Raw genomic sequence first — 12354 nt, 5'->3', positions numbered from 1 at the left:
GGATCAACGTGCTGTTCGCCATGCTCCGCGACGGAACCTTCTACGAACCCAGAACCCCACGCCTCGCTTGACGAAAGACATAGAGGCACCCCCCCCCGCAGCCACGTCGGCCGACTGCCCGCAGCTAACGCAGGCTCGGTACCACCCGTCCCGTCACCTCCCCGAGACCCACGCGCGTCCCACCCGGCCCCGGTGCCCAGGCCGTCAGCGTCACCACGTCCCCGTCCTCCAGGAACGTCCGTTTGCCATCCGGGAGTTCGAGAGGGTCCCGCCCGTTCCACGTCAGCTCCAGCAGTGAGCCGCGTTCGCGCTCCGTGGGGCCGCTCACCGTGCCGGAGCCGTAGAGGTCGCCCGTGCGCAGGGACGCGCCGTTCACCGTCATGTGCGCCAGCTGCTGGGCCGCCGTCCAGTACATGGTGGAGAACGGCGGCTCGGAGACCACGTGACCGTTGATCGCGACGGAGATGCGCAGGTCGTAGCCTCCCGGTTCCTCCTCCGCGTCGTCCAGGTACGGCAGAAGCGGATGTGTGCGCTCGGGCGGGGCGACCCGCGCCTCCTGCAGCGCGTCCAGCGGGGTGATCCACGCCGAGACCGAGGTGGCGAACGACTTGCCGAGGAACGGCCCGAGCGGCACGTACTCCCAGGCCTGGATGTCCCGCGCCGACCAGTCGTTGAGCAGGCAGAGGCCGAACACATGGTCGCGAAAGGCCGTGAGCGGCACCGGCTGTCCCAGCCGCGACGGCACGCCGACCACGAAACCCACCTCCGCCTCGATGTCCAGACGGACCGACGGGCCGAAGACGGGCGCCGGGTCGGTGGGCGCCTTGCGCTGCCCCGACGGCCGTACGACATCCGTGCCCGACACCACCACCGTGCCGGATCGGCCGTGGTAGCCGATCGGCAGGTGCTTCCAGTTGGGGGTCAGGGAGTCCGCCGCGTCCGGGCGGAAGATCTGCCCGACGTTGCGGGCGTGGTTCTCGGAAGCGTAGAAGTCGACGTAGTCCGCGACCTCGAAGGGCAGATGCAGCGTCACCTCGGAGAGCGGGTGGAACAGCGGCTCCACGGTCTCCCGGTGCGCGGGCACCGTCACCCACGCCGTCAGCGCCCGCCGCACATCCGACCATGTGGTGCGGCCGGCGGCCAGCAGCGGATTCAGGGACGGACGTACCAGCAGGGAGGCGTACGGGGAGCCGAGCGCCGTGGCCGCCGCGCCGGCGTCGAGCACGTGGTCGCCCAGGCGGACGCCGACGCGCCGCTCGTCGGAGCCGGCGGGGGAGAAGACGCCGTAGGGGAGGTTGTGCGGGCCGAAGGGGTCGCCCTCGGGAACGTCGAAGGGGGGCATGGGATGCTGCCTCGCTCTCGTGCACGTCAGGTGTGCCGTACCTGGGGGTGCGTTCCATGTGGTCGCCGCACACGTTACGGCTGAGTCACCTGTCTTGGGCAGTGCCTAAAGAGTTTGCAATGTCCGTATTGGTCTTGTCGGAGGGGTCTATTCCGGCTTAGCGTCCTTTGGGGGACACGGACGGGGTGGGTCCGGTCCGTAAGGGGGACACGTGGGGGGACCCGTGGCCAGGAGCACCGGCGGTGTGCCGTTCGACGCGGACCGCGACGTGCCGGGGCTCATCGTGAAGTTCGGCGACTACCCGCTGCACCACGGCGGGGTCGGCGCGATCCGCAGTCTCGGCCGGCTCGGCGTACCGATGTACGCGATCACGGAGGACCGCTACACACCGGCCGCGGCCTCCCGCTATCTTCGGCGCGCCTTCGTGTGGCCGACCACCGGGACGGAGAAACCGGAGCGGCTCGTGGAGGGCCTGCTGCGCATCGGGCGCCGTATCGGCCGGCCGACGGTCCTGGTCCCCACCGACGAGGAGGCCGCGGTCCTGATCGCCGAACACCAGGACGCCCTCACCGGCCCCTTCCTGTTCCCGAAGGTGGACGCGGGGCTCCCGCGCCGCCTCGCCAGCAAGCAGGGTCTGCACGAACTGTGCGTGGAACACGGCATCCCGAGCCCCCAGGCCGCCTTCCCGCAGTCGTACGACGACATCCTGGGCTTCGCCGACAGGGCCCGCTTCCCGCTCGTGGCGAAGAACCGCGAGGCGTTCGTGCGCCGCGAACGGCCCGCCGTGGGCGGCACGACCAAGATCGCCACACGTGAGGGGCTGCTGAGGCTCGCCCGCGACTGGGGCGAGCACCCGGGCGTGATCCTCCAGGAGTACCTGCCCCGGGAGGAGGCCGAGGACTGGATCGTGCACGCGTACTTCGACCAGGACTCCACCCCGCTCGCCCTGTTCACCGGCGTCAAGGTGCGCTCCTGGCCGCCCCACGCGGGCATGACGGCGAACGCGTACGTCGTCGACAACCCGGAACTCGCCGATCTCGCCGCGCGTTTCATCAAACAGATCGGCTTCACCGGCATCGTCGACCTCGACCTCCGCTTCGACCGCCGCGACGGCCGGTACAAACTGCTCGACTTCAACCCGCGCGTGGGCGCCCAGTTCCGACTGTTCGAGAACGAGTCGGGGGTGGACGTGGTCCGCGCCATGCACCTGGACCTGACCGGCCGAGCCGTACCGGAGGGGGAACAGCGGGCGGGCCACCGGTACATCGTGGAGAACATCGACCTGCCCGCCCTGCTCGCCTACCGCCGCAGCGGCTACACCACACCGCACGCACCGCCCCGGGCGAGCGGCACGGAGCTGGCCTGGTTCGCGGGGGACGACCCACTGCCGTTCGTCACGATGCTCGCGCGCTTCGTGCGGCCGGGCGCGAAGCACCTCTATCAGCTGTGGCGGACCAACCGCCGCGGCAGCACGACCCGTACGTAGCAGGCGTCTGGCCGGTACGTAGTGGACGTACGGCCGTTGCGTAGTAGGCGGGCGGCCGGTACGTCGCAGGCGTACCCGCTCCACCACGAAGTAGGCACGTAGCGTCCTGGGGAGGGACTTCGTGATTCAACCGGTAGCAGTCATCGGTGCCGGGCCGTTCGGCCTGTCCACCGCCGCCCATCTGCGCGGGCGCGGTATCCCGGTCCGCGTCTTCGGCGAGCCCATGGTGAGCTGGCGCGACAACATGCCCGCGGGCATGCTCCTGAAGTCCACGCCGGTCGCCTCGAGCATCGACGCGCCCCAGCGCGGCCACACCCTGGCCGACTACTGCGACGCGGCGGGCATCCGCCGACTGGTGACGGACGAGGACATCATCCCGGTCGAGACGTTCATCGCGTACGGGGAGTGGTTCCAGCAGAAGCTGCTGCCCGAGCTGGAGCGGGTTCGGGTGGTCGCCGTGGACCGCAGCAAGGGCGGTGGCTTCGAACTCAAGCTGGACTCGGGCGAGCTGTTCACCGCCCCCGCGGTCGTGGTCGCGACCGGCCTGTCGGGCCTCGCCCACCTTCCGCCGGAGCTGGCCACCGCGGCAGCCGACGGCCCCACGCCCACCGGCCCGGTCTCGCACAGCTCCCAGCACCACGACCTCAGCCGGTTCTCCGGCAAGGACCTGCTCGTCGTCGGCGCCGGCCAGTCCGCGCTGGAAACGGCGGCGCTGGCGGCCGAGGCGGGCGCGCGGGTGCGTGTGGTGGCGCGCGGGAGCGGCAAGGTGGCCTTCGGCGCGCCCCCGTGGGACCAGCCGAAGCTGCGCCCCGAGTCGCCCTTCGGGCGGGCCTGGTCCCTGTGGGCGCTGAGCTACTACCCGCACCCGTACCGCTTCCTGCCCGCCCAGACCCGCCACTACCTGGTGCGCCACGTCCTCGGCCCGCTCGGCGCGTGGTGGCTGCGCGACCGCTTCCAGGAGAAGGTGCAGGTGCGCGAGGTCGAAGGCATCATCCGTGCGTCCGTCGTGGACGGCACCCCGGCCCTCACCGTCCGCACCTACACGGGCCGCACGGAGGAACTGACCGCGGACCACGTCATCGCCGCGACCGGTTACCGCGTGGACATCTCAGCGATGGACTTCCTGGGCCATGAACTGCGCACCCGGCTGGCGGTGAGCCGGGGCGCCCCGAAGCTCGGCGCGGGCTATGTGTCCTCGGTGCCGGGCCTGTACTTCACGGGCCTGCCGGCGGCGGCCTCGTACGGCCCGGTGATGCGGTTCGTCTGTGGCACGGAGTTCGCGTCGCCCCGCCTGGCGAAGCACCTGGCGGCGGCCCACGGCTGACACCGGCCGGCCACCGGACCACCGTCCCGTGGCCCTTCCGCCGGGAAGGGCCACGGGGGCCACGGGGGCCGCGGAGTGTTCAACCGGCGCCCCTGGCCGGTTCACAGTGGGTAGGTGGAGGTCGGCCGGTTCACGGTGGGTGTGCCGGACGTCGGCTGGTCGGCGGTGAGTCGCGGGGGTGTTCCATCCGTATTCTCTGATCATGGCCGCACCCCTCGCATATTCACTCATCGCCACTGACCTGGACGGGACGCTGCTGCGCGGTGACGACACGCTCTCCGACCGGTCGAGGGCCGCGCTGGCGCGGGCCGCCGCGGCCGGCGCGCAGCACCTCGTGGTGACGGGGCGACCGGCGCCCAGGGTGCGGCCGCTGCTCGACGACCTCGGCGGCAGGGGGCTCGCGGTGTGCGGACAGGGCGCGCAGGTGTACGACGCCGGCGCGGACCGGTTGCTGTTTTCCGTCACCCTGGACCGGGAGTTGGCCGAGACCGCGCTCGGCAAGATCGAGGCCGAGGTGGGGCAGGTGTACGCGGCGGTCGACCAGGACGGCGTGGACGGGCTCACGCTCATCGAGCCCGGCTACCGGATGCCGCATCCCACGCTGCCCGCGGTGCGGGTCCAGCGGCGCGACGACCTGTGGTGCGCGCCCATCAGCAAGGTGCTGCTGCGCCATCACGCCCTCAGCGACGACGAGTTGGCGACGGCGGCGCGCAGCGCGGTGGGTTCGCTGGCGTCGGTCACCATGTCCGGGCCCGGCACCGTCGAACTCCAGCCGTGCGGCGTCACCAAGGCGACGGGGCTCGCGCTCGCCGCCGAGTATCTGGGCCTGGGGCCGTCCCGGACCATCGCGTTCGGTGACATGCCGAACGACATCCCGATGTTCGAGTGGGCCGCGTACGGCGTCGCCATGGCCAACGCCCACCCCGAACTCAAGGCGATGGCCGACGAGATCACGAAGTCGAACGAGGACGACGGCATCGCCGTCGTCCTCGAACGACTCTTCGGGGACCGCCGGACCTCGGTCTGAGCCTCGGTCCGCGCGGTGGACAGCGTCAGTACGCGCTGTGGACGTTGTCGATGGAGCCGTACCGGTGGGCGGCGTAGTTGCACGCGGCCGTGATGTTCGCCACCGGGTCGTAGATGTTCCACGACGTGCCCGGCACGTGGTACGCGCGGAAGGTCGGGGCGATGACCTGGAGGAGGCCCTTGGACGGGATGCCCATCCGGGCGTTGGAGTCCCACAGGTTGATGGCGGACGGGTTGCCCGACGACTCACGCATCACGTTGCGGTAGATGCCGTAGTAGGAGCCGGGAATCCCGTGCTGCCGCATGACCACCAGCGACTGGCGGATCCAGCCGTCGAGGTTGGTGGCGCGCGTGGTCAGGGTGTTCGCGGTCACGGCCTTGGTCGCCGCGGACGTGGGGGTCGCGGCGGAAGCGCTGGTCGCACCCATGAGCGGGAGGGCGAGAACGGCGGCACCCGTCCCCGCGGCAGCGAGGGCACGGGTGAGGCGCGCGGCCTTGGAGCGGCGGTCCCGACGGCGTGCGGGCAGGGCGAAAGCGGGCATGTCGTTTAGTCCTCTCCAACGCCTGCGAGGTGAGCTGTCGGGTTCGGGCGGGGAGGTGCCCGGCCGTGTCCTCGGTGCCGAGGAATCGGCTTCACCCCAAGCCGTTCCGGTGCTGTGTCCGGTCCGGCGACTTACCTGGGTCCCCCGCTCCTGCCGTTATGGGTCGATGGGCTCGCGAGCGGCGGCAGGATTCGGCGATCCGCTCGGATCGATTGGGAAGGTATGCGAGAGCACATGTCGGGAACAAGCCAGGAAGTCACATTCCAAGGTAAATGACCTTGAAATGCGGGAATAAGGGGTGTGATCCAAATTGTTGAACGAGGTTCAACTTGGCATAAGCAAAGCGGAAGTTGAGACTCCGAATGCTTCGCCCTGTCCTGTCCGGGCGTGAGCTAATTCACTCGGGTGTCCCTTGATCGTCTCCCGTAATTCAGGACTCCAAGGCGGCAATTCGGGCAAAAGGTGCATCGATCGCTGTCGAGGGGTGATGTTTATGGGTGAAAATCTGCATAATTCGGACACTTCGTGCGTCCAGGGACCCGCCCTGGGTCGGAAGAGTGGTGACCGACGTCACCCGTCATGGCGTATCAGGTCTGTGCGCGTGCGTGTCCCGTGGTTCCGCGCGAGCCGGGCGAGCCGCGCGAGCCGCGCGAGCCGGGCGTCCTGGGCGAGCCGCGTGTGCGCCCGGCCGGGTGATGGCGTCCGGGCGGGACGGCCGGGACTCGCGTGGCCCCCGGGGCCGTCACGGGGGGCGACTTTCCGCCATGTCGCTCCAAACCCGCTCGTATCACCTGATCAAGAAGATCAAGAACATGCCGCTCCTGATCCGATACGGCCCGGCCCGGAACAGCGGGCACTCGTGGTGATCGAAACCTGACCGGATACGCTGACTTGAGTGATGGCGGCGACAGATCGACAAACTCAGTGAGCCGAGTCGACCGACAACGTCATCGACCACATGACCGACCTCGCTACCGACCGTGTGATCGTCAGCAGACGTCAGCAGACAGGAGACCTCACGTGACCGTCGTCGGGCCGTTCGGGCTGAGCGTGCGGGACCAGGCTCTGGAAGCCGATGTCCAGGCCGGATTGGCCGCTGTCGAGGAAGGGCTGCTCGACGCCACGAAGAGCGAGGTGCCCTTCATCACCGAGGCCGCGCAGCATCTCGTGCGCGCGGGCGGGAAGCGGTTCCGGCCGCTGCTCGTCATGCTCGCGGCACGGTTCGGTGACCCGTACGCACCGGGGGTCGTCCCCTCCGCCGTGGTCGTGGAGCTCACCCACCTCGCCACGCTGTACCACGACGACGTGATGGACGAGGCCGAGGTGCGGCGTGGGGTGGCCAGCGCGAACAGCCGCTGGGGCAACTCGGTGGCGGTCCTCACCGGCGACTTCCTGTTCGCCCGGGCGTCCCACATCCTGGCCGATCTCGGTCCCGAGGCCGTCCGTATCCAGGCGGAGGCCTTCGAGCGGCTCGTCACCGGCCAGATCCTGGAGACGGCGGGCCCGCGGGACGGCCGTGACCCGGTGGAGCACTACCTCGACGTCCTCGCCGGCAAGACGGGCTCCCTGGTGGCGGTGGCCTGCCGCTTCGGCGCGATGATGTCGGGCGCCGACGAGACGGTCGTGGACGTGCTGACGCAGTACGGCGAGCGTCTCGGCGTGGCGTTCCAGCTGGCCGACGACGTCCTGGACATCGCCTCCGACTCCCACGAGTCGGGCAAGACCCCGGGGACGGACCTGCGCGAGGGCATCGCCACCCTCCCGGTCCTGCGCCTGCGCGAGCGCGCGCAGCGGCACGGGCTGCCGGAGGACGTCGCCCTGTGCGAGCTGCTGGACTCCGACCTCACGGACGACGCCCGCCACGCCGACGCCCTCGCCCGCCTCCGGGTCCACCCGGCTCTCGAGCAGGCCCGCCGCGACGCGGTCCGCTACGCGGAGGACGCCCGCTCGGCCCTGGCCCCGCTGCCGGACTGCGGCGCGAAGGCGGCCCTGACGGACATGTGCGACGCGGTGGTGCACCGGGCGGGGTGACGCGCCGCCCAGGGCCCTGATCCCCCCGTCAGGCGTGAGGCAGGTCACAGTCCGTTCGGTGTTCCCTGACGACCCCTACGGGTGGGGTACCCCATCCCGCCCGTCGTGTCATACCCCAGAAGTACGCGGAGTTGGCCCCGCGGTCTGACGCTTCCCTCCCGACGATTTGGTCATATGGAGAGGACCACCTCACAGGAGTCCGGGGGAGAATGGCGGCGCAGGGGGGTGGGGCACATCCCTGCTCGAGCGAAGTCGAGAGCTCGGGGGGAGTGCACAGACAGCAGGCCGCCGCCGATCACGGAGGTAAGGCACACATGGCACCGTACGAATCCGACGACAGCACACCCGCCGGGGAGGCCGAGGACGTACGCGACGGGCGGCGCAGGGCCGCCCGGTACGTCGTCCCGGTCACGGTCGTGGGCGTGGCGGCGGCGACCATCGGGCTGGTCCCGGCGTTCGCCGGATCCGGGGACCCCGACCTGCCGAAGATCAGTGCGCAGCAGCTCATCGAGAAGATCGCCAAGTCGGACGTCCAGCAGATGTCCGGCACGGTGACCATCAGCACGGACCTGGGCCTGCCCAACCTGGGCGGCCTGGAGAACAGCCTGGCCTCGGGCGCGCTCTCCCGGGGCGCGCAGGGCAAGGGCGACTCGGCCGCCGACCCGAGCTCCAAGCTGCTGGAGCTGGCCTCCGGCACCCACACCGTGCGGGTCGCCGCCGACGGCCAGGACAAGCAGAAGCTCTCGCTCATCGAGAAGGCCGCCGAGTACAGCGTCATCCGCAACGGCGACCAGGTGTGGGCGTACGACAGCGCGTCCAACCAGGCCTACCACGCGACCGGTGCGGGTGAGCACAAGAGCGGCGAGGCGGCGCCGAAGGACGTGCCCGCCACGCCCAGGGACTTCGCCGATCAGGCCCTGAAGGCGGCCGACAGGACCACCTCCGTGACGGTCGACGGCACGGCGCAGGTCGCGGGCAGGGACGCGTACAAGCTGCTCATCCGGCCGAAGCAGTCGGGTACGACGGTCGGTGCGATCAGCATCGCGGTGGACGCGAAGACCGGGCTGCCGCTGAAGTTCACGCTGACCCCGGCGAAGGGCGGCGCGGCGGTGCTGGACGTGGGCTTCACCGAGGTCTCGTTCGCCAAGCCGGCGGCGTCGACGTTCGACTTCACGCCGCCCAAGGGCACGAAGGTCACCCAGGGCGACCAGCTGAAGGCCGGGCGCGACGCGCGGGACAAGGGCCGCGGGGCGCGGCACAAGGACGCCGGCGGAACGCCCTGGGGCAGCGCGCCGAAGACCATCGGCGAGGGCTGGAACGCGATCTACGTGTTCGACACCGGCGGCAAGGCCGGCGTGCCGTCCGGATCGCCGTCCGGGAAGGGCGCGGCATCCGGCTTCCTGAACTCGCTCGGCGACCACGTCACCGGCAAGTTCGGCTCCGGCACGGTCTTCTCCACCCGCCTGGTCAACGCCCTGATCACGGACGACGGCAAGGTGTACGCGGGTGCCGTCACCAAGGACGCGCTGGTGAAGGCGGCCGACGCGGGGAAGTGATCCCGTACGACGTACGGACGAAGGGGAGCAGCAGAGCCCATGGAGGAACTGCCCGCCGTGGAAGCGGAGTCGAAGGACTCACCGGCGCGGGCGGCGAGTGACCCCGAGGCCCCGGTCATCGCCACCCGTGCCCTCACCAAGCGCTACCGCGGCGGGCAGCTCGCAGTGGACGGACTCGATCTGACCGTCCCGGCGGGCAGCGTCTTCGGCTTCCTCGGGCCCAACGGCTCCGGCAAGACCACCACCATCCGGATGCTGATGGGCCTGATCGAGCCCACCTCGGGGTCGGCACGCGTGCTGGGGCAGCCCATGCCCCGGGCCTCGCGCGCCGTGCTCCCGCACGTCGGCGCCCTCATCGAGGGCCCGGCGCTGTACGGCTTCCTCTCCGGCCGTGACAACCTCCTGCGCTACGACGCCGCCGACCCCACCGCCGACCCGCGCACCCGGCGTGCCCGGGTCGCGGCCGCCCTCGACCGGGTCGGCCTCACGGCGGCCGCGGGGAAGAAGGCGAAGGCGTACTCCCTGGGCATGAAGCAGCGCCTCGGTCTCGCGGCCGCCCTGCTCCAGCCCCGCCGGCTCCTCGTCCTGGACGAGCCGACCAACGGCCTGGACCCGCAGGGCATGCGGGAGATCCGCGCCCTGGTCAGGGAACTGGCCTGCGACGGCACGACCGTCTTCCTCTCCTCCCACCTGCTCGACGAGATCGAGCAGGTCTGCACGCACGCCGCGGTGATGGCGCGGGGCCGGCTGATCGCACAGGGCGCGGTGGCGGACCTGGTGGCCGGGGCACGCGGACGTCTCGTCGTCACCACCCCGGACGTGACCGACGCGGCACGCGTCCTGAAGGAACAGGGCGTGGCCGACGTGGTGGTGGAGGAGAACCGGGTGTCGGCCGAGCCCCCGGACCGGGAACTTTCCGAGGTGAACGCCGCGTTGGTCACGGCGGGAGTCCGCGTGCGCGGCTTCGGCGTCGAACGTGCCTCCCTGGAGGACGCGTTCGTGGCGCTGACGGGGGAGGGGTTCGATGTCGCAGGCTGAGGCGACCGGCGTGCTGCGCCGGACGAGCCCGCTGTGGACCTTCGGGCTGCTGCGCAGCGAACTGGTGACCACGTTCCGGCGCTGGCGCACGCTCGCCCTGCTGGCCGTGCTCGCCGCCGTGCCGGTCCTGGTCGGGATCGCCGTGAAGATCCAGACGAGCGGCGGGTCCGGCGGGCGGGACGGGGGCGGTGGCCCGGCGTTCATCGCGCAGATCACCAACAACGGCCTGTTCCTGGTGTTCACCGCGCTCGCCGCGACGCTCCCGTTCTTCCTGCCGATGGCGATCGGTGTCATCGCGGGCGACGCGATCGCGGGCGAGGCGAACTCCGGCACCCTGCGCTATCTGCTGGTCGCTCCGGCCGGCCGTACCCGCCTGCTGCTCACCAAGTACGCCACCACGATCGCCTTCTGCCTGATCGCCACCCTCGTCGTCGCCGTCTCGGCGTTCGCGGTGGGCGCCCTGCTCTTCCCGCTGGGCGACCTGACGACGATCTCCGGTACGCGGATCAGCTTCGCCGAGGGCCTCGGCAGGGCCCTGCTGATCGCGCTGATCGTCGCCGCGTCCCTGATCGGCGTGGCGGCCCTCGGGCTGTTCATCTCCACGCTCACGGGCAGCGGCATCGCGGCGATGGCGACGACGGTGGGGCTGCTGATCACGGTCCAGATCATGGACCAGATACCGCAGTTGCACGCGCTCCAGCCCTACTTCTTCTCGCACTACTGGCTGTCGTTCGCGGACCTGATGCGCGACCCGGTCTACTGGCACGACCTGATACGCAACCTGGGCCTGCAGGTCCTGTACGCGGCCGTCTTCGGCTCGGCGGCGTGGGCACGGTTCACGGCGAAGGACATCACGGCGTAGGCGGCGGCGGGGAGGGCCGTGCTCTCACTGGCCGCCGCCCGCCGCCCCCGGTCAGCCGCCCGGGCCCGGAGCGAGGTCGAGCAGCAGGGTCATCACGCCCACCAGCGTGGCGCTGCTGACGATCTCACCGCGTTCGATCATCGCCCGCACCTCGGGCAGCGGGATCCACTCCAGGCGGTCGGACTCGTTGCGTTCGGTCGGCTCGCCGACGTGCGTGGCGTCGTCCGTGCGGAAGACGAGGTGCCGGGAGTCGGTGACACCGGCCGCGGGCTCCGCGCACAGGAGCGGTCGCAGCGAGCCCGCGCGCCACCCGGTCTCCTCCTCGAGTTCGCGCCCTGCCGCCACGGCGGGCTCCTCGCCGTCCTCGACCAGGCCCATGGGCAACTCCCAGGCCCAGGTGTCGGTGACGAAGCGGTGCCGCCACATCATGAGCACGCGCTGTTCGCGGTCGACGGCCGCGGCGACGGCGACGTCCCGCAGCCGGACCACGTGGTACTCGCAGCGTGTCCCGTCGGGCTGCTCGACATCGAGCGCCCGCAGCCGTACCCAGGGTGTGTCGTACAGCGCCCGCTCGCCGTGCACGGTCCAGCGCATGCTCAGCGCACCTCCGATCCGCCGCCCGACGGCGTGAACGCACCGATGAACCGGGCCAGTCGGTCCAACGCGCGGGGTGGCCGGCCGCCCAGGTCGCCGGTGCGCCAGGCCGACACCCAGGGCACACGGTGCACGCCGGTCATCGACTCGATCGCCCTGACCCGCTGGGCGAGCGGGCGCGGCAGCCGTCCCGGTGCGTCGGCGACCAGCACGACTGCGCCGAGGGCGAGGCCGGGCGGGGCCTCGCCGCGCCGGAAGACGTCGAGGTACCGCTGGGCGGACCCCAGGCCGGCCGCGTGGGTGCGGGCGACCAGCAGCACCGAGGTGGGTTCGCCCTGGTCGGGACGGGGCCAGCGGCGGCCCGCGTCGAAGCCGCCGAAGACGGTGGCGAGCGTCGAGACGCCGGCGCCGCCGTGGGTGGCCACCCAGGCGCACCGGCGTGGGCTCGCGGTGCCGTACGCGTACGCCGTCGGTGGTGCCCCTGCGTCGACCACCGGCCCGCGGACCCAGATCTCCGGCCCGCCGGGCCCCTGCCGCGCGATCCCTTGCATCG

General features: G+C 71.2%; 11 protein-coding genes and 1 riboswitch. Of the genes, 7 read left to right on the top strand and 4 right to left on the bottom strand.

The annotated features are described in order from the left end of the window. Positions 1 to 124 precede the first annotated feature (124 nt). Positions 125 to 1342, bottom strand: coding sequence for a fumarylacetoacetase (gene fahA, locus ACFYZJ_RS25770; protein ID WP_388571660.1), 1218 nt, complete (start codon positions 1340 to 1342; stop codon positions 125 to 127). 244 nt (positions 1343 to 1586) lie between these two features. On the opposite strand from fahA, the gene ACFYZJ_RS25765 reads away from it, so the two are divergent. From ACFYZJ_RS25765 to ACFYZJ_RS25755, 3 genes are all read left to right on the top strand, one after another. Next, on the top strand, positions 1587 to 2828 hold the full coding sequence (locus ACFYZJ_RS25765) for an ATP-grasp domain-containing protein (RefSeq protein ID WP_388571680.1): 1242 nt from the start codon (positions 1587 to 1589) through the stop codon (positions 2826 to 2828). Between the two features lie 121 nt (positions 2829 to 2949). Next, positions 2950 to 4152, top strand: a complete 1203-nt coding sequence (locus ACFYZJ_RS25760) for an FAD-dependent oxidoreductase (protein WP_388571658.1) — start codon at positions 2950 to 2952, stop codon at positions 4150 to 4152. Between the two features lie 202 nt (positions 4153 to 4354). After that, positions 4355 to 5179, top strand: coding sequence for an HAD family hydrolase (locus ACFYZJ_RS25755; protein WP_388571656.1), 825 nt, complete (start codon positions 4355 to 4357; stop codon positions 5177 to 5179). 25 nt (positions 5180 to 5204) lie between these two features. Here ACFYZJ_RS25755 and ACFYZJ_RS25750 read toward each other — a convergent pair whose 3' ends face one another. Further along, positions 5205 to 5720, bottom strand: a complete 516-nt coding sequence (locus ACFYZJ_RS25750) for a transglycosylase SLT domain-containing protein (RefSeq protein ID WP_388571655.1) — start codon at positions 5718 to 5720, stop codon at positions 5205 to 5207. Positions 5721 to 5724: 4 nt separating this feature from the next. After that, positions 5725 to 5927, bottom strand: a riboswitch (cyclic di-AMP (ydaO/yuaA leader). A gap of 813 nt (positions 5928 to 6740) precedes the next feature. Between ACFYZJ_RS25750 and ACFYZJ_RS25745 the strand changes: the two genes are divergently transcribed. The 4 genes from ACFYZJ_RS25745 (at position 6741) to ACFYZJ_RS25730 (ending at position 11207) form a co-directional block, all read left to right on the top strand. Beyond that, positions 6741 to 7751 (top strand): polyprenyl synthetase family protein, encoded by a 1011-nt coding sequence (locus ACFYZJ_RS25745; RefSeq protein WP_388571654.1) that lies wholly within the window; start codon positions 6741 to 6743, stop codon positions 7749 to 7751. A gap of 314 nt (positions 7752 to 8065) precedes the next feature. Further along, positions 8066 to 9307, top strand: coding sequence for an outer membrane lipoprotein carrier protein LolA (locus ACFYZJ_RS25740; protein ID WP_388571653.1), 1242 nt, complete (start codon positions 8066 to 8068; stop codon positions 9305 to 9307). A gap of 39 nt (positions 9308 to 9346) precedes the next feature. Continuing rightward, a complete protein-coding gene (locus tag ACFYZJ_RS25735) occupies positions 9347 to 10345 on the top strand; it encodes an ABC transporter ATP-binding protein (RefSeq protein WP_388571651.1) in 999 nt (332 codons plus the stop codon). Next, a complete protein-coding gene (locus ACFYZJ_RS25730) occupies positions 10332 to 11207 on the top strand; it encodes an ABC transporter permease (protein ID WP_388571649.1) in 876 nt (291 codons plus the stop codon). The genes ACFYZJ_RS25735 and ACFYZJ_RS25730 overlap by 14 nt, the downstream gene beginning before the upstream one ends. A gap of 51 nt (positions 11208 to 11258) precedes the next feature. On the opposite strand, the gene ACFYZJ_RS25725 is transcribed toward ACFYZJ_RS25730, so the two are convergent. Then, positions 11259 to 11801, bottom strand: coding sequence for an NUDIX hydrolase (locus ACFYZJ_RS25725; RefSeq protein WP_388571647.1), 543 nt, complete (start codon positions 11799 to 11801; stop codon positions 11259 to 11261). A 2-nt stretch (positions 11802 to 11803) separates the two neighbouring features. Then, positions 11804 to 12352 carry a DUF6668 family protein gene (locus ACFYZJ_RS25720; RefSeq protein WP_388571646.1) on the bottom strand — a complete coding sequence of 183 codons (549 nt, stop codon included), beginning with the start codon at positions 12350 to 12352 and terminating at the stop codon, positions 11804 to 11806. Positions 12353 to 12354 lie beyond the last annotated feature (2 nt).

It is taken from the genome of Streptomyces sp. NPDC001848, assembly GCF_042891915.1.
Lineage (GTDB): Bacteria > Actinomycetota > Actinomycetes > Streptomycetales > Streptomycetaceae > Streptomyces.
This window is presented reverse-complemented; position numbering and strand designations above follow the sequence as displayed.

Bases quoted from the DNA above. Each gene is read 5' to 3' on its own strand.
- ACFYZJ_RS25730 (WP_388571649.1), top strand. From the start codon at position 10,332: ATGTCGCAGGCTGAGGCGACCGGCGTGCTGCGCCGGACGAGCCCGCTG.
- ACFYZJ_RS25720 (WP_388571646.1), bottom strand. From the start codon at position 12,352: ATGCAAGGGATCGCGCGGCAGGGGCCCGGCGGGCCGGAGATCTGGGTC.
- ACFYZJ_RS25755 (WP_388571656.1), top strand. From the start codon at position 4,355: ATGGCCGCACCCCTCGCATATTCACTCATCGCCACTGACCTGGACGGG.
- ACFYZJ_RS25735 (WP_388571651.1), top strand. From the start codon at position 9,347: ATGGAGGAACTGCCCGCCGTGGAAGCGGAGTCGAAGGACTCACCGGCG.
- ACFYZJ_RS25750 (WP_388571655.1), bottom strand. From the start codon at position 5,720: ATGCCCGCTTTCGCCCTGCCCGCACGCCGTCGGGACCGCCGCTCCAAG.
- ACFYZJ_RS25725 (WP_388571647.1), bottom strand. From the start codon at position 11,801: ATGCGCTGGACCGTGCACGGCGAGCGGGCGCTGTACGACACACCCTGG.
- ACFYZJ_RS25740 (WP_388571653.1), top strand. From the start codon at position 8,066: ATGGCACCGTACGAATCCGACGACAGCACACCCGCCGGGGAGGCCGAG.
- fahA (WP_388571660.1), bottom strand. From the start codon at position 1,342: ATGCCCCCCTTCGACGTTCCCGAGGGCGACCCCTTCGGCCCGCACAAC.